This window comes from Candidatus Planktophila versatilis (assembly GCF_002288345.1).
Lineage (GTDB): Bacteria > Actinomycetota > Actinomycetes > Nanopelagicales > Nanopelagicaceae > Planktophila > Planktophila versatilis_A.
Map to the genome: position 1 here is coordinate 724,507 of NZ_CP016781.1, position 16,065 is coordinate 740,571.

20 protein-coding genes are annotated in these 16,065 nt (G+C 48.4%); 9 read left to right on the top strand and 11 right to left on the bottom strand.

Annotated elements, in window-relative coordinates; translation table 11 throughout:
- Positions 1-70: 70 nt before the first annotated feature.
- Genes lipB through A1sIIB142_RS03680 form a run of 4 tightly spaced genes read left to right on the top strand, consistent with a single transcriptional unit; the run spans position 71 to position 3,042 of the window.
- On the top strand, positions 71-742 hold the full coding sequence (lipB, locus tag A1sIIB142_RS03665) for a lipoyl(octanoyl) transferase LipB (RefSeq protein WP_223299162.1): 672 nt from the start codon (positions 71-73) through the stop codon (positions 740-742).
- The gene (gene lipA, locus A1sIIB142_RS03670; RefSeq protein WP_095693722.1) at positions 739-1,671 is read left to right on the top strand and encodes a lipoyl synthase; all 933 of its coding nucleotides are present in this window, start codon (positions 739-741) and stop codon (positions 1,669-1,671) included. The genes lipB and lipA overlap by 4 nt, the downstream gene beginning before the upstream one ends.
- Positions 1,664-2,362: a lysophospholipid acyltransferase family protein gene (locus tag A1sIIB142_RS03675; protein ID WP_095693723.1), complete on the top strand. Its 699-nt coding sequence runs from the start codon at positions 1,664-1,666 to the stop codon at positions 2,360-2,362. The genes lipA and A1sIIB142_RS03675 overlap by 8 nt, the downstream gene beginning before the upstream one ends.
- A gap of 5 nt (positions 2,363-2,367) precedes the next feature.
- Entirely contained in the window at positions 2,368-3,042 is a 675-nt protein-coding gene (locus A1sIIB142_RS03680; protein ID WP_095693724.1) for a DUF4191 domain-containing protein, read from the top strand.
- 3 nt (positions 3,043-3,045) lie between these two features.
- Here the strand turns inward: A1sIIB142_RS03680 and A1sIIB142_RS03685 are convergent, their stop codons facing one another.
- A complete protein-coding gene (locus A1sIIB142_RS03685; RefSeq protein ID WP_095693725.1) occupies positions 3,046-3,696 on the bottom strand; it encodes a UbiA family prenyltransferase in 651 nt (216 codons plus the stop codon).
- A gap of 9 nt (positions 3,697-3,705) precedes the next feature.
- Complete coding sequence (locus A1sIIB142_RS03690; protein ID WP_095693726.1) at positions 3,706-4,092, bottom strand: RDD family protein; 387 nt, start codon at positions 4,090-4,092, stop codon at positions 3,706-3,708.
- A gap of 154 nt (positions 4,093-4,246) precedes the next feature.
- Between A1sIIB142_RS03690 and glnA the strand changes: the two genes are divergently transcribed.
- Together glnA and A1sIIB142_RS03700 are read left to right on the top strand one after the other, a co-directional pair.
- Positions 4,247-5,680, top strand: coding sequence for a type I glutamate--ammonia ligase (gene glnA / locus A1sIIB142_RS03695; RefSeq protein ID WP_095693727.1), 1,434 nt, complete (start codon positions 4,247-4,249; stop codon positions 5,678-5,680).
- 104 nt (positions 5,681-5,784) lie between these two features.
- The gene (locus A1sIIB142_RS03700; RefSeq protein ID WP_095693728.1) at positions 5,785-6,402 is read left to right on the top strand and encodes a TetR/AcrR family transcriptional regulator; all 618 of its coding nucleotides are present in this window, start codon (positions 5,785-5,787) and stop codon (positions 6,400-6,402) included.
- Here A1sIIB142_RS03700 and A1sIIB142_RS03705 read toward each other — a convergent pair.
- Entirely contained in the window at positions 6,374-6,820 is a 447-nt protein-coding gene (locus tag A1sIIB142_RS03705) for a hypothetical protein (protein WP_095693729.1), read from the bottom strand. The two genes, A1sIIB142_RS03700 and A1sIIB142_RS03705, sit on opposite strands and share 29 nt — an antisense overlap.
- A gap of 108 nt (positions 6,821-6,928) precedes the next feature.
- On the opposite strand from A1sIIB142_RS03705, the gene A1sIIB142_RS03710 reads away from it, so the two are divergent.
- Positions 6,929-7,723, top strand: a complete 795-nt coding sequence (locus tag A1sIIB142_RS03710; RefSeq protein ID WP_095693730.1) for a Na+/H+ antiporter NhaA — start codon at positions 6,929-6,931, stop codon at positions 7,721-7,723.
- Here A1sIIB142_RS03710 and A1sIIB142_RS03715 read toward each other — a convergent pair.
- The 5 genes from A1sIIB142_RS03715 to A1sIIB142_RS03735 all read right to left on the bottom strand — a co-directional run bounded on the left by A1sIIB142_RS03715 (position 7,698) and on the right by A1sIIB142_RS03735 (position 12,441).
- Positions 7,698-9,107, bottom strand: a complete 1,410-nt coding sequence (locus A1sIIB142_RS03715) for a purine-cytosine permease family protein (protein ID WP_095693731.1) — start codon at positions 9,105-9,107, stop codon at positions 7,698-7,700. The two genes, A1sIIB142_RS03710 and A1sIIB142_RS03715, sit on opposite strands and share 26 nt — an antisense overlap.
- Positions 9,108-9,141: 34 nt before the next feature.
- Positions 9,142-9,972, bottom strand: coding sequence for an SDR family oxidoreductase (locus A1sIIB142_RS03720; RefSeq protein WP_095693732.1), 831 nt, complete (start codon positions 9,970-9,972; stop codon positions 9,142-9,144).
- Between the two features lie 11 nt (positions 9,973-9,983).
- Positions 9,984-10,727 carry an enoyl-CoA hydratase gene (locus A1sIIB142_RS03725; RefSeq protein ID WP_095693733.1) on the bottom strand — a complete coding sequence of 248 codons (744 nt, stop codon included), beginning with the start codon at positions 10,725-10,727 and terminating at the stop codon, positions 9,984-9,986.
- An 80-nt stretch (positions 10,728-10,807) separates the two neighbouring features.
- Complete coding sequence (locus A1sIIB142_RS03730) at positions 10,808-11,908, bottom strand: inositol-3-phosphate synthase (RefSeq protein WP_095693734.1); 1,101 nt, start codon at positions 11,906-11,908, stop codon at positions 10,808-10,810.
- Positions 11,905-12,441: a PadR family transcriptional regulator gene (locus A1sIIB142_RS03735; protein WP_095693735.1), complete on the bottom strand. Its 537-nt coding sequence runs from the start codon at positions 12,439-12,441 to the stop codon at positions 11,905-11,907. The genes A1sIIB142_RS03730 and A1sIIB142_RS03735 overlap by 4 nt, the downstream gene beginning before the upstream one ends.
- A 121-nt stretch (positions 12,442-12,562) precedes the next feature.
- Between A1sIIB142_RS03735 and A1sIIB142_RS03740 the strand changes: the two genes are divergently transcribed.
- Both A1sIIB142_RS03740 and A1sIIB142_RS03745 read left to right on the top strand, forming a co-directional pair.
- Entirely contained in the window at positions 12,563-13,204 is a 642-nt protein-coding gene (locus A1sIIB142_RS03740) for a LysE family translocator (RefSeq protein ID WP_095684793.1), read from the top strand.
- A 15-nt stretch (positions 13,205-13,219) separates the two neighbouring features.
- Positions 13,220-13,918, top strand: a complete 699-nt coding sequence (locus tag A1sIIB142_RS03745; RefSeq protein ID WP_095693736.1) for a PD-(D/E)XK nuclease family protein — start codon at positions 13,220-13,222, stop codon at positions 13,916-13,918.
- Here the strand turns inward: A1sIIB142_RS03745 and A1sIIB142_RS03750 are convergent.
- Genes A1sIIB142_RS03750 through A1sIIB142_RS03760 form a run of 3 tightly spaced genes read right to left on the bottom strand, consistent with a single transcriptional unit; the run spans position 13,915 to position 16,050 of the window.
- Positions 13,915-14,616 carry a lysophospholipid acyltransferase family protein gene (locus A1sIIB142_RS03750; RefSeq protein ID WP_223298318.1) on the bottom strand — a complete coding sequence of 234 codons (702 nt, stop codon included), beginning with the start codon at positions 14,614-14,616 and terminating at the stop codon, positions 13,915-13,917. The genes A1sIIB142_RS03745 and A1sIIB142_RS03750 overlap by 4 nt on opposite strands.
- Before the next feature lie 54 nt (positions 14,617-14,670).
- A complete protein-coding gene (locus A1sIIB142_RS03755) occupies positions 14,671-15,615 on the bottom strand; it encodes an ROK family glucokinase (protein ID WP_095693737.1) in 945 nt (314 codons plus the stop codon).
- On the bottom strand, positions 15,616-16,050 hold the full coding sequence (locus A1sIIB142_RS03760) for an SRPBCC family protein (protein ID WP_095693738.1): 435 nt from the start codon (positions 16,048-16,050) through the stop codon (positions 15,616-15,618).
- Positions 16,051-16,065: the final 15 nt, after the last annotated feature.

Consider the following 16,065-nt stretch of genomic DNA (forward strand, 5'->3'; position numbering starts at 1 on the left):
TGGGCAGACCTTTCGGGCTTACGCGGATGTGTGATTCGCTAGAGGCCAAGCCTACCTTTAGGCTGTACCCGTGCCAGTAGTTAGCCCCGACCTCGAGTCGCAAATATCCGCAGAACCCATCGCTATCCAGCGACTAGGTACGCGTGATTATCTGGAAGCTCTGGCAGTGCAACGCAAAATTCATCTGGATGTAACCAAAGGGCTCGCTAGAAACACGTTACTCATTGTCGAACATCCATCGGTCTACACCGCTGGCAGAAGGACTCTCGATTCAGAGAAGCCAACAGATGGCACGCCCGTCATTGATGTTGATCGTGGTGGAAAAATTACTTGGCACGGAATTGGACAGCTAGTTGGATATCCCATTGTTAAACTCGCAAACCCACGCGAATTAGTTGGTTTCGTACGCGAAATTGAAGCAGCGCTGATTGAAGTCTGCAATCACTTCGGTATTGAAAGTAAACGCATCATCGGAAGATCTGGGGTCTGGGTGGAAGATTCACGCGGTGCGCGCAAGATTGCAGCCATTGGAATCCGCGTGGCATCGGGTGTGAGCATGCACGGATTTGCCATCAATGTAAATCCTGATTTATCGGCCTTTACCAAGATTGTTCCCTGTGGGATTAACGATGCCGAAGTAACATCAATGGCAAAGGAACTAGGTAGAGCGATTACTATTAATGAAGTGCAACCTGTTGTCGAAGAGATTCTCTGCCAACACTTAGCGAAGGTGAGCGCATGACAATCGCACCCGAAGGTCGCAAGCTGCTACGTATTGAAGCTCGAAATACCGAGACCCCTATTGAACGCAAGCCGGAGTGGATTAAAACTCGGGCGAATATGGGCCCGGAATACACCAGACTTCGCTCCCTTGTTCAATCCGAAGGCCTGCATACCGTCTGCCAAGAAGCAGCATGTCCGAATATCTTTGAATGTTGGGAAGACAAAGAGGCGACTTTTCTCATTGGTGGCGAAAAATGCACTCGTCGTTGCGATTTTTGTAATATCGATACTGGCAAGCCTGACCCACTAGACCGAGATGAACCACGACGAGTTGCAGAGTCTGTGCAATCAATGGGTCTTAAATACGCCACCATCACAGGAGTTACTCGTGATGATTTAGAAGATGAAGGTGCCTGGCTCTATGCCGAGACAATTCGCAAGGTGCACGAACTCAACCCTGGTACTGGTGTGGAAATGCTTGCTCCTGATTTCAGTGGAAATCCCATCCTTCTCAACGAAGTATTTGAAACCCGTCCGGAAGTTTTCGCCCACAATCTTGAAACAGTTCCACGTATCTTCAAAAGGATTCGTCCGGCATTTACCTATGAACGCTCGCTCAATGTCATTACCCAGGCGCGAGAATTTGGTCTAATCACTAAATCAAACCTCATCCTTGGCCTCGGTGAAACTCGGGAAGAGATTTCACAGGCACTGATAGATCTCCATGCTGCCGGATGTGACCTCATCACTATCACGCAATATTTGCGTCCGACAAGTAAGCATCACCCAGTTGAGCGATGGGTTAAGCCTCATGAATTCGTTGAGTTGGCACAAGAAGCGGAAGACATTGGCTTCAGTGGCGTGATGAGTGGCCCACTGGTGCGTAGCTCATATCGCGCTGGTCGCTTATATAAGCAAGCACAAGAAAAGCGCTCACTACGTGGCTGATCTTGTCTATCCACCAGTTGTCGTAGCTATTAAACTTTTTTGGAAATACCTAGGACTTCGATTTGATTTTCAGGGCGTTCACCATATTCCACGCGATGGTGGAGCAATTCTCTCCATCAATCACGTGGGCTATTTAGATTTCGCACTCACTGGAACTGCGGCTCTTCCCACTGGTCGCTACGTACGCTTTATGGCTAAGAAAGAAGTTTTCGACAATAAATTAGCTGGCCCGCTTATGCGTGGAATGCACCATATCTGCGTTGATAGAAATAGTGGCTCGGCCTCTTTCGTAGCAGCACTTCGCGCCCTTCGCGCAGGTGAAATAGTCGGCATCTTTCCGGAAGGAACCATCTCGGTCAGCTTTGAGATAAAGGAATTAAAATCTGGCGCCGTGCGCCTTGCCATGGCCGCTGGTGTTCCCGTTATTCCCACCATCGTCTGGGGTTCGCAGCGAATTTGGACTAAAAAGGTGAAGCGCAATCTGCGACGCGAGAAGATACCCATCATCGTTGAATTCGGTGAACCGCTCTACTTTGATAAACAGAGCGATGTTGAAGCCAGTGAGACTTTGCTACGCGAAACTATGATTGCGATGCTTCATCAGGTGCAGCAGAAGTATCCCGATTCACACCAGGGTCAACGCTGGGCCCCGCTTCGCCTTGGTGGTAGCGCCCCTGCTCCCCTAAACTAACGCCTATGTTTAAGCGAAAAAAGAGTAAAGAACCCAAGATCAAGACTCCTCGTTTTAAAACGATTCGTGATGCATATGCCGTCACCAAATCAGTAAAGCCGTGGATCGGTGTTGTCCTCATTGTTACGTTCCTCATTGTTCTTGCAATTGGAATCACTCTTGGATTTATCTTTGATCACCCTGTCTATGGAGGCTTTGTCACAATTCCGGTGGCTGTGCTCGCTGCAATGTTTCTCTTTACTCGTGTTGCGGGATCTGCTGCCTATGCAAATATTGAAGGGCAAATGGGCGCAGGTGCCAGTGTTCTCATGGCAATTCGTAAAGGATGGACAACAACTCCTGCCGTTGCAGTTAATCGCCAACAAGATATGGTCCATCGCAGCGTTGGTCGCGCCGGAATTGTTCTTACCGGCGAAGGTGGCTTTGCAGTGCGTCAGATGATTCAAGATGAAAAGAAGAAGGCTGAACGCTTTGCTCCAGGTGTGCCCATTACTGAAATTATCGTGGGCGATGGCGATGGCCAGATTTCAATTCGCAAGTTACAAAAGCACGTCACCAAACTTCCTAAGAAGCTATCTGCTCATCAAATGCGTGAAGTTCGTGCGCGTCTGAAAGCAGTTGGTGGTCTGTCTATGCCGATTCCAAAGGGTCCAATGCCAAAAGGTATAAAGATTCGTTAAGCCCTAGCGGGAGTCAAGAAGTAGAAGAACTCCAGCAATAATCAGAGCTGCAGCTGCAATAATTGAGCCAACGCTACCTAGTCTTTGTGGCAGGCCACGAATTCCGCTTTGCTGATCTTTCTTCATATCCTTTAACACATTAATGAAATGTGCTGCGACGCCAAAGATCGCTCCCCCAAGCCACATCCACAGTGGCGGCGTAATCTCCTTCGATATCGCAATGCATGAAGGAAGCGCCGCAAATGCAACTGCGTAAGGAAGCGGAGAAAGGGCTGTGAACTTAAAGTAGAAGTTGTATCCAACTCCGCATGCGATTCCCAACATGTACACCAGGCCGCCTTTTATGCCCAGTGGGCCAAAAAGATTTGCAAAGAAAGCAGATGGAATCATCCAGAAGGTCCACTTGCGAAGTGCGTTATAAGAAATAGCCTGGGCAACGAGTGGCTTCTTTATTCGCTGATGTGAGAGATCATCCTGATAGTCATATAGGTCATTGCTCCAGCCAACAATGAGCTGACCTAAGAAAACTCCAAAGGCTATGAGATAAGCCGGACCCTCCCACCAGTAATACTGGGCGAAGAAGAAGGCAATCGTTGTGACAAGTACGGTGGGACCAAAGTGTGATGCTTTCAGAAGCGCAGCTATTTTCGACATTGCAATCAGCTATCTACTACGCACCAAAACAGTATTAGAAAATCTCTCATTAATCCCTCGACCGTTTTCATCGAAAGTGATCGCGGTAACCAGTGGCAAAAGAAGCGCCGTTCTAATGAGAGCTTGTATGGGCGTTACTGGTCCAGCATCCGAATAGCGAACGACCTTAAGCCCCACTAAACGATGGCCAAAGGATGCTCCGGTGAGTGCGATCAAGAGTGAGTACTCAGCGAAGAGCAGAATCAGGAGCGGAATTCGAGCGTTAGGAACTCGATCGGCCAAAGTGCCTGACCCGGCAAAGAAGCCAAGGGCTATGGCATAGCAGGCAAGCCAATCGATGGTGATGCCCATAAGGCGACGGCCTTGGCTCACACGCGGATAATCCTTCTGAGTCATGGGCGCAAGCCTAGTGTGATGTAACACGGCTGTAACACAGGGAATATGACATTTTTACGCAACGGAACTAACCTTCACTCCATCAGGCGCACTCAGAGTTGAGCTCGCAAAGACGATTTCGCTGGGCAATCACTAGCCTTAAATGGGAGTAACTATGTTTAAGAATTCAACCGAAATTTTTGCATACATCAAGAAGGAAGATGTGAAACTTGTTGATGTTCGCTTCACCGACCTTCCTGGTATCCAGCATCACTTCAACGTTCCAGTTGAATCATTTGATGAAGCTGTCTTTACCGAAGGACTGATGTTCGATGGTTCATCGATTCGCGGATTCCAATCAATCCATGAGTCAGATATGAAGTTGCTCCCTGTCCCAGAATCAGCATTTATCGATCCATTCCGTCTTGAGAAGACTCTCGTCATTATCTTCTCTGTTCACAACCCTTCTGATAACACTCCATACTCACGCGACCCACGTGGTGTAGTGAAGAAGGCTGTTGATTACTTGAAGTCAACTGGTATTGCAGATCAGGCATTCTTTGCACCAGAGGCTGAGTTCTACGTCTTTGATGCAGTGCGTTTTAAGACTGGCATTAACGAGGCTTACCACCACATCGATTCATATGAAGGTTCTTGGAATACCGGCATCATTGCCGATCCAGATGGAACACCTAACCGTGGCTATCGCACACGCGTTAAGGGCGGTTACTTCCCAGTCTCACCAACAGATCAATTTGCAGACCTTCGAGATGAAATGGTGATGGAACTTGGTCGCGCAGGTCTTCAGGTCGAGCGTTCACACCACGAAGTGGGAACTGCCGGACAGATGGAGATTAACTATCGCTTCACCGACATTCTCTCTGCTGGCGATGAGCTGATGAAGTTCAAATACATTATTCGCAACGTTGCTTGGGAAGGTGGTAAGACCGCCACCTTCATGCCAAAGCCACTCTTTGGAGATAACGGTTCTGGTATGCACGTTCATCAATCACTCTGGAAAGATGGAAAGCCACTGTTCTTTGAAGCTGGCACATATGGCGATCTTTCAGACATGGCGCGTTGGTATATCGGCGGACTTCTCAAGCACGCCCCATCACTACTTGCCTTCACCAACCCAACTGTGAACTCATATCGTCGCCTGGTTCCAGGTTATGAAGCGCCTGTAAATCTTGTTTACTCAGCTCGTAACCGTTCTGCCTGTATCCGTATTCCGATTACCGGGTCATCACCAAAGGCTAAGCGCGTTGAGTTCCGTTGCCCAGATCCATCATCTAATCCATATCTCGCATTTGCTGCGATGCTCATGGCTGGTATCGATGGAATCGTGAACAAAATTGAACCACCTGCTCCAGTTGATAAGGATCTCTATGAACTAGAGGGCGAAGAAGCTGCCTCTATTCCTCAAGTTCCAGGTTCACTTGATGCTGTTCTTAACAGCCTGGAAAAGGATCACGAGTTCCTCACCAAGGGTGGCGTCTTCACCGAAGACCTCATCTCAACCTGGATTGAGTGGAAGCGTAAGAATGAAGTTGATTATGTTCGCTTGCGTCCACATCCAGCTGAGTTCGAGCTCTACTACGACATCTAAGAGATTGTAATAGGAAAACCCCGCCAAAGATGGCGGGGTTTTCTATTTCCAACATCACATCATTTCCAGTGGCACCAAGTGTCCGCTCATAGAAGAATTGCGACATGTCTCCAAAGATTCAAGCTCGGACGATTCTAGAGCAACGCAAGATGCGCCAGAGTCAGATTATTGACTCTGCTCTTTCAATCGCGCTTAAAGACGGAGCATCGTCTATAACAGTAGCCGCAGTAGCTAAGAAGGCGGGCATTGCTCGATCTTCGGTCTATGAATATTTCTCATCCTCAGCGGATTTAGTTGCGGACTTAGTCATGGAAGAGCTCTCCATCTATCAAGAACGTCTAATGACAGCGGTGAAAGATGTCCAGGACCCTTATCGATACATCGAACTGTGGATTGCAGAATCACTTGAATATGTCATTGATGGTCGACACTTACTTGTTAAGAGTTTGAACAGCGCTGCTATACCCGAATTTCGTCGAGGAGAAATTGCTCAAGGCCATAGAAATCTCATGGCATCTATCGCTGCCCCACTTGAACAGATGGGTCTTGATGATATTCGAGGTGCAATGAGTTATCTGCAGAACACCATTGATGTCGCCGCAACTAGAATCGAATCTGGGCATGAATCAGCGCTCGAAATCCGTAACGCACAGAAATATTCGTTAGCTGGACTCCGAGCGCTAGCTCAAGATGCTAGAAGGGAAGAAGGCCGTCAAATTTAATTTTGAGAGCTTGGTCTTCACTGCGATCATCTGATGCGTTGTGATCGCTTGTAACAAAGAGGACACATGTTGTGTGAATGCAATCACCCTTATCGAAATACTTATCCAGCTTCATCGTCAATTTTGATTTTCCGGACTTCGCTCCCATTTTCTGATCAGCGGCGACACTTGAGATCCAGAGCTTGGAAGCAGTCGAAGGATTACATGCCGTTGGCAAATCTCCAGCCTTTTTAGGAGCCATGCATTGGGAGATATAGATTCCGTGATCTAGTGGAAGTCCAGCGACCTTAATCGTGACTATCGGGTTCTTCTTATTGATTTTAAACTGCGGGGTTACCTTTACCTGTGTTAGAGCTGATGCGCTACTACTACTTACTACGAGCAAACCGAGGATTAAAACGGAGAGAAACTTCTTCACAAAAAACTCCTATCAAATGGGTGTATGCGTTAGACCTTATGCCTATCTCCATCTACTTTTATTCGACAGGTTCCTGATTAACGTCGGCAAATACATTAGAATCTAAGCATGCTCTCGCACATCCTGACTTTCATCTTCTTTCTATTAATTGGACTTGAAATCCGACATGGGCTTGAAAAACCTAAGGATGTAATTCTTCCCGCGATCTGTGCTTTTGGCGGAATGTTGGCGCCCGCGATTATTTTCATCTCCCTCAATCCAGACTCGCCCGCTTGGGCAGTTTCTATGCCTACAGACGTAGCACTGGCTTTAGGTGCTCTCTCACTCCTTGGAAAACGGATTAAACCTGAGGTGCGGTTCTTCCTTCTGACTCTCGCGATTGCTGATGACTTCTTCTCGCTGGTGGTAATCGGAATGTTCTTTAAATCTGAGCTGCGCCTAGAAAGTTTTATCTACACCTTAGGCGCGGCCGCAATTGGTTACCTACTTCCTTATCCCACCCAACTCATCAAAGTTCTCTCCCCTGTCGTAACCTTCTTCATCATTCCTGTCTATATCATCATCAATTTATTAGCCCAGTTGGATTTCTCCCAGGCAACATCTGCAGTCTCACTTTCAATTATCGCCGCCAGAGTTGTTGGAAAAGTTCTCGGCATATCTTTGACCGCCTGGTTACTTGTGAATATAACATCTCTTAAATATCCGAGAAATGTCCAACTCACGGACATCATCGGAATTGGCTTCCTATCTGGCATGGGCCTCACCGTGTCTATGGTGATCGCCGAAATTACAGTGAAATCTGATGTGGAACTTAGCCAGGTTCGAATGGGACTCTTTATCGCAGCTCTTATCTCTGGCCTTCTCGGACTCCTCTGGCTTAAACGCTCTCCTGTCGCACGATAGTTTTTCGAGCGATTAATGCATATCCAAAAAAGCCAATAACGAGGGCAAAGAAGACTCCCAGATTTGCATATGCCCACTGCCCCTCTTTGCCACCAAGTGCACCCAAGAAATAGCCCTGCCAAGTAAGCCAACTAGCAAAACCATTTGTGACAAATCCCCAGCCAACGATGGTCGCAATAACCAATATGCCAATTGATGTGAAATTCCAGGCACCATATCGACCTTCTATTCGATAGAGATCATTCTGGTCATAGCGCTTTCGCAGCAATACATCGGTGACAAATATTGCAGACCATGCCGCAATAGGAACACCTAGCGTGATGAGAAATCCCTGAAACGGATAGAAGAAATCATCTGCGACCCAGACAAAATAGATAGCCCCAGCAAGCATGATGATGGCATCAAGTGAAGCTGCAACATGTCGTTTCACAGGTAGACCAAGTGAAATAAGAGTTAATCCAGATGAGTAGAGATTAAGAATCGCTCCCCCAACCAAGCCAAGGATTGCTACCAGCGCAAAGACAATCAAATACCAGGTTGGCAAAATAGTTGTCAGTGCGCCGATGGGATCACTGGCAATCGCACCCGCCAGATCTTCACTACTAGCAGAGAGGGCGGCACCAAAAATAACCAGGATAATTGGGACCACTGATGCGCCAAAGACGGTCCAGCCGATAACGCTTCTGCTGGAGACGGTCCTGGGCAGGTAGCGTGAATAGTCAGCGGCAGAGTTCACCCAACCCAAACCTATTCCGGTGGCACCGAAAATCAGTGCTCCAATAAAGCCCTGCACGCTTCCGGCTTTCATAGATGTCACAAGACTCCAATCAACTTTGTTGATTGTCAGCGCGATGTATACGCAGGTCATGGCAATCGTTATGATCGTTAGATAGCGCTGAAGTTTCATGATCACACCAAAGCCGAGCACCCCGGCTGAGACAGTAAGTGCGACTGCTATTGCAAAACCAAGAATCATCGCAGTGTCGCGATCGAGATGGCCAACTCGCACGAACACTGTGCCGGTAGCTAACGTTGCAAGAGAGACAAGAACTGTCTCCCAACCAACAAAGATTAAGTAGGAGAGCAGGCCCGGTAGCAGGTTGCCCTTCACTCCAAAGGCAGCTCTAGAGAGCACCATCGTTGGTGCATTTGATTTCTTGCCAGCAAGTGAACTTACACCGACAAGCAGGAATGAAAGAACTGTTCCTAGAACCGCTGCAACCGTTGCCTGCCAGAAAGAGATGCCAAAGCCTAAGAAGAAGGAGCCGTAAGAAAGAGCAAGCAAAGAAACGTTCGCCCCACACCAAGGCCAGAAGAGTGAGGACGCTTTACCGCCACGCTCACTCTCATCGATAACGTTGGTGCCGTTGAGTTCCAGGTTCATGTAGGCGAGTTTAGATTACCTAACCAATATTTGCTCAGTCTAAGAAGAAATCGAGTAAGAAGTCTTTCGTTCCAGGAACGACTGAATACTTCTCAAGATCTGTAATTCCTTCAGCTGCCAGAACTTCATCATCGACGAAGAAGTTGCCAGTACATTCCTTTGAATTGCGATTCAGAATTATGTAGGCAGTATCAGAAAGTATTTGTGGGGTGCGACAAGCTGCGGTATCTACTCCAGGAATCATTTGCAGGGCGGCGGTATCGATTGCGGTGCGCGGCCAGAGCGCGTTAACGGCAATTCCGTCTCGCTTAAACTCTTCGGCCATACCAAGAACACACATACTCATTCCATATTTAGCCATCGTGTATGCAACATGGTTCTTAAACCACTTAGCTTTCATAGAAAGTGGAGGCGACAAGGTGAGAATGTGTGGATTACGCCCAGCTTCAGCTGATTCACGAAGGTGCGGTAGCGCGGCTTGGGATGTAAGGAAGGTGCCTCTCACATTGACGTCAAACATAAGATCAAATCGCTTTGCTGGAGTATCTTCGGTGCGAGTCAGATTAATCGCACTGGCATTGTTGATCAGAATATCTATGCCACCAAATTCCTTGGCAGCTTGGGCAACTGCATCTGCAATCTGATTCTCATCACGTAGGTCGCACTGGATAGGTAGGGCTGTGCCGCCAGCGGCCCGAATCTCCTCGGCTGCCGAATGAATCGTTCCAGGCAACTTCGGATTTGGATCGGATGTCTTTGCTGCAATTGCTACAAGAGCACCGTCTGCAGCAGCTCGCAGCGCGATAGCTAGGCCAATACCGCGCGAGCCGCCAGTAACAAATATACGTTTTCCCTGAAGTGACATTACAGACTCCCCTATTTACTCTTCTTGGACATGAACTTCATAAAGGCATCTGCCGCCTCTTCAGATTGCAACGCAAGTGCGAAAATCTGAAACTCTGCCTTCATTACCGCCGCCACCGCATCATGCTTACCGGCCTTCATCAAGGCTTTGGTATTGATGATTGCTTGTGGTGGTTGTTGTCCTATCTGCTCTGCAATCTCCATTGCGACTTTTTCTGGATCTGAAGTAATGGTTTCAACAAGTCCCATCTCTTTAGCTTCATCTGCAGTAAATGGATCACCTGTCATAAAGATTCGAGCAGCTCGTTGATATCCCACGAGTTCAGGAAATAACTTTGTGGAGCCTGCTTCCGGGACTAAACCAAGTGAGGTAAATGGCATGGAAAAGCTAGTATTTGGTGACGCAATGACGATGTCGCAATGTAAGAGCATCGTCGTTCCTACTCCAACGGCATTACCTTTCACCGCAGCGATCAGTGGCTTTGGGAATTCAAGGAGAGATGCTAAGAATCGTGCGACATCCGATGATTCCTCCGTTGGCGGGTTAGCCATGAAGTCTTTAATGTCATTTCCCGCGGTGAAATGATCGCCTTCGCTGGTGATGACAACTGTGCGAACGCCGAAATCTCCGGCAGCGTCATTGAGTGCAGATGTTAACCCGGCATACATATCGCGAGTGATTGCATTCATCTTCTCGGGGCGATTGAAGCGAATTACCTGGGTCTGGCCTATGCGGGTGCTGGTGATTTCACTCATTGAGGCATCTTAAAGCGAGAAGGGCAAGAAAGAAAACCCCAGGCTCTGATTACTCAGAACCCGGGGTTTTTTATGTAGATTTATTTTTTAACAAGTACCGCCGAAATGAATTCTTCGACCGCTGTGTGAGCTTGTTCATCTGTGTATTGAATTGGTGGAGTCTTCATGAAATATGAAGATGGAGCAAGGAGAGCTCCCCCAATCTTGCGATCAAGACCAAGCTTGGCGCAGCGCAGCGCATCAATAATCACGCCTGCTGAGTTGGGAGAGTCCCATACTTCAAGTTTGTATTCTAGGTTCAAAGGAACATCGCCAAAGGCGCGACCTTCAAGACGGACATAGGCCCACTTGCGGTCATCAAGCCATGGAATGTAATCAGATGGACCGATGTGTACATTCTTTGCACCCATGTCGTGATCTAGCTGAGAAGTAACTGAGTTGGTCTTTGAGATCTTCTTTGATTCAAGACGATCGCGTTCCAGCATATTTTTAAAGTCCATATTTCCACCCACGTTAAGCTGGTAGGTGCGATCAAGGTGAACTCCACGATCTTGAAATAGCTTGGCCATAATTCGGTGGGTGATTGTGGCACCGACCTGGCTCTTGATGTCATCGCCCACGATAGGAATGCCGGCATCTTCAAACTTCTTAGCCCATACTGGATCGGATGCAATAAAGACCGGTAGCGCATTCACAAATGCACAACCCGCATCGATGGCACATTGAGCATAGAACTTTGCAGCCTCTTCTGAGCCCACGGGAAGGTAACAAATGAGAACATCGACAGCTTCCTCTTTAAGAGTAGCCACGACATCAACTGCAGCAGCAGTGGATTCGGCGATAGTCTCTTTGTAATACTTTCCGAGTCCATCGAGAGTGACTCCACGTTGTACTGTGACGCCAGTCTTGGCGACATCAGAGAATTTAATGGTGTTGTTTTCACTTGCCCAGATAGCGTCAGCGAGATCAAGACCTACTTTTTTGGCATCAACGTCGAAGGCTGCGACGAATTTAACATTGTTGATGTGGTAGTTGCCGATTACTGCATGCATAAGGCCAGGAATTTCCTGATCTATCGCTGCATCCTTGTAATAGGTAACACCTTGCACGAGCGAGTTGGCACAGTTTCCAACTCCAACAATCGCAACGCGAATGTCTCCAGTTCCGGTCTTTATATTCACTTTACTTTCCCTTCACTCTTAATCATTGTTTCTAACCATGAAATCTCGCGCTCGAGTGACTCGAGTGAAAAGCGTCGCCACTCTTCGAGATACTTATCTATCCCCAGAGGTTGCGCCTGAAGATCAATACGCAGCGCCTCTGCCTTATCTTGAAGGCGACGCAAGCGCCCCTCCAAAATTCTTACCCGGTTATTCATTGTGGTCGGGCTAAAGAATGCAAAGCGCACTCCAAAGCCTTCATCTTCCCAAGCTTCTGCAGTCACAGAACCATTGAGTTCAGCAAAACGCTTAAGACCTTTTTCAGTAATTGTGTAGACGATGCGGGTGCGACGTGATGTCACACCTACCTCTTTCGCTTCAATGCTTTGGGCAATCACCATGCGTTTGAGTTGCGGGTAGAGAACTGAGAACGAGAGCGCCCGAAAGGGGCCAAAGATCGTCATCAGGCGCTTACGCAGCTCATAACCATGTAACGCAGAATCTGAGAGCAGCCCAAGCAGGGCAAACTCCAGTGAATCTGCGCGTGATCGCATTTCCTGCCTCCGAATGGTTATAACCGATGTATATATCGTAACGATATATCTAGACGGTATTTAACTGGAGTCAGGCGCCAATCGCAAATCGACACACCGCCCCTGGCGCTACCCTGGGCCGGTGATTCCAACGCGCCTGCCTGAATACATCGTGGCCGCCATCATCATCATCCTGGCACCAGGGCCCAGCGTCCTATTTGTCATAGCTCGCGCCATCTCCTGGGGGCGCAAGGTGGCCGTCTTAACTGTGGCCGGAAATGTCTCGGGCTCATTTGTCTTATCGACACTTGTCGCCTTGGGACTAGGTCCAATCCTTGCTCGCTCCGATCTTGCCTATCTGGCAGTGCAATGGGGTGGCGGGCTCTATCTAATCTATCTGGGCATCGATGCCATTAGAAAACGTTCTGAGCACGCAGCTGATATGACCAACCAAGGACCGCGTGTGCCAAGTGTGGGGCAATCGATTCGTGATGGATTCTGGGTCGGTGTTCTCAATCCAAAGGCAATCGTCTTCTTCGCCGCTGTCCTTCCCCAATTTGTTGATATCGATGGTGGCAATGTGACGGCGCAACTTCTCTTCATGGGCTTGGTCTTCTGCGTGCTGGCATTTATCTCTGATAGCACTTGGGGATTACTTGCCGGAACTGCCAGGCAGTGGTTGGCAACTGATGCCCGGCGCCTTGAGGGCTTACGTGCAACCGGTGGGCTCGTCATGATTGTGCTTGGAATACTCGTGCTGATCAGCGCAGTTGTCAGTTCCTAGCGAGAGAATGTCGCTATGAATAAACCAGAGGTTCCTGCCCGCGACACGATTGCTCCATCTGATCTCACCTTCGGATTATCAACGTGCAAACGATGTCTCTGGCTTAAGTACTGGTTTAAATTCGATTTGAAGAAAGAATTTCCACTTGTAAAGCCTTTGGCAGATTCGCAGGAAGAGCATTTCCGGCGCGCATCAATGCCAGATATTTCTCCCACGTTAAAGCCCGGTGTAGTAAAGCAATGGGGGCAGTGGGTAAAGAGTGCTCCTATAAAAATCAATGGCTTTGAAACACGTTGGAAGATATTGGGAATTTATGACCTCTTGGGTCATTACGAAGATGGCACTGTTGGAATTATTGATTGCAAGGTCTCTGATTCAGATCGCGATAATGGGCCGTTTTATGCCCCGCAACTTGAAGCATATGCACATGCGCTAGAGAACCCAGATAAGGGAAAGCCATTTCCTGTCACCTCCATGGGGCTGCTGATTTGGAAGCTAGCTGGAGTAACAGAGACATCTGCAAGTGAACTTGCCTCGAATTCTCACGGCTTCGGAGTTAACCAACACTATGTTCCAGTCGAACGTGACACGGCAACATTTACCGCACTTCTGGAAGAGCTCATTTCAACAATCGAAGGTGGGATGCCCGATTCCGGTGCGGAGTGCAATGTTTGTAACTACTTACATAAGCGTTCAGAGCTGCAGATCGATTAATCGCTCTCTTCGCTATTTTCGTCCTTGACTTTAGACTTCTTCACTTTCACTGCATAGGTGTCAGCATATTCTTGCCCAGAGAGCTGTTGAATTCGCTTCATGATTTGATCTGTGACTTCGCGTAAATATTGAAGGTCAGTTGAATCGCCTTCAAAATACATCGGCTCGCCAAACGTAATTCCTACCCGCATCACCTTGGGAACAACTTTTCCCGTCGGTTGGATCTTGTCGGTATTAAACATTGCGATTGGAATCACTGGTGCGCCAGATTCAATTGCCAAGCGGGCAATTCCGGTGCGGCCCTTATATAAGCGACCATCAGGAGACCTAGTTCCTTCTGGATAAATTCCCAGTGAGTTGCCGGCCGAAAGCACTTGCAGTCCAGTAATCAGGGCAGCCTCACTGCGCCGTCCACCCGAGCGATCTACTGGTACTTGCCCAAGTGCGATAAAGGTCAGCTTCTTAATGAATCCTTTAGGACCAGGGGATGTGAAGTATTCACTCTTAGCAAGGAAAGTTACTTTACGTGGAACAACTAAGGGCATGAAGATGGAATCGCTAAAGGAGAGATGGTTAGAGGCAAGAATTAGGGGTCCGGAAACTGGAACGTTACGTAGACCCTTTACCTTTGGTCTGAACAACAACATCAAGAAGGGAGTCAGGAACGCACGGAGCGTTCCGTAAGGAAGGTTGTTCACCGCAGTAATTTACCGCGAATCTCTTCTATTGTGTAAAACGTCCAGCCGGGCGCTCTAGCTGCGCGCAAGGTTGGCAACTCCGACTAATCCAGCCTCATTACCCAACTGTGCAGCAACTACTTGCGGATGCGGATGTTTACCTGCAAAAGGCATGTACTTCTCCATCCCGGTGCGAATCGGATTGAGCAGAATATCTCCCGCATCAATTACTCCCCCGCCAATAACTACCGCTTCTGGATCAAGAATGACAGCAAGGGATGCGATACCCGCTCCTAAATAATCTCCCGTTGTCTGAAAAATCGAGAGTGCAAGTTCATCGCCATCGCGCGCAGCTTCAGTGATTGCACTGCCATTCACTCCTTCAATCGAACCATCACCACGTTTAAGAATATTGCTGGCGCGATCAGGATGTGCCTGTATTGCGTCGCGTCCATGGCGAAGAAGTGCGGTCCCTGAACCATATTGCTCAAAGCATCCATGTGCACCGCAGCCACAGAGCAGGCCGTTTGGCACAATTCGCAAATGACCAATCTCTGCCGCAATTCCAAATGATCCACGATGGAGATTGCTATTTACTACGATTCCACCACCGATTCCGGTTCCAACGGTGAGCATTAAAATATTTTCTTTACCGCGACCCGCACCAAACTTAAATTCACCCCAGGCTGCGGAGTTGGCATCATTTTCAATGACTACCGGCAAACCAATACGCGAGGTGAGTTCGTAATCAAGATTGACCCCATTCCAATCTTTAATATTTGGCGTGGCCAGAATTGTCTTGCGATCTGCCGAGATAAAGCCGGCAACAGAGACTCCGACGGATTCAATCTCTGAATCTTTCATGAGCTCTAGTGCGACATCTGCAATGGCTTGCGTGAGAGCTTTGCCACCTTCGGCAGGTGTATCTCTGCGTGCCCGTCTGATGATTGCACCTGTCTCATCAACAACTCCACCAAGAACTTTCGTTCCGCCGATGTCGATTCCTACCGTGTAACCCATCTAGGAAACTCGCGCGGCTAACTCTTTAAGGGCTGCATCAATCGTCTGTTGTTGCGCTTTGGTAATCATCATTGCTGGCACAGGAAGCGAGACTGCGACAGTGAGTTCGTAGGTTACCTGCGTTGAATCCTCATCTAAGGCCTTAATGAAATAAGTGCCATCCATTTGCGTGAGGAGATCGGCTTCATCCATGGTGAACGAGAGACTGGCAGGCGCCGCGCTCCAGTCATAATCGAGAGTGACCCGATCTTTCATCATGCCCGCATCGATGGAGAGCTTGGCTTTGAGCGCCCTGCCCTGGTCATCGCTTTCCACAACATCAGATTTCTTAATAGAGGTAAGCCACTCTGGATAGGTGGCAATATCAAAGAGGGCCGCCTGTACGTCGGCAAGTGGAGCCTCAATGACTATCGTGGAAGAGCTTTTCTCAGGCATGGCCGAAGGCTATCA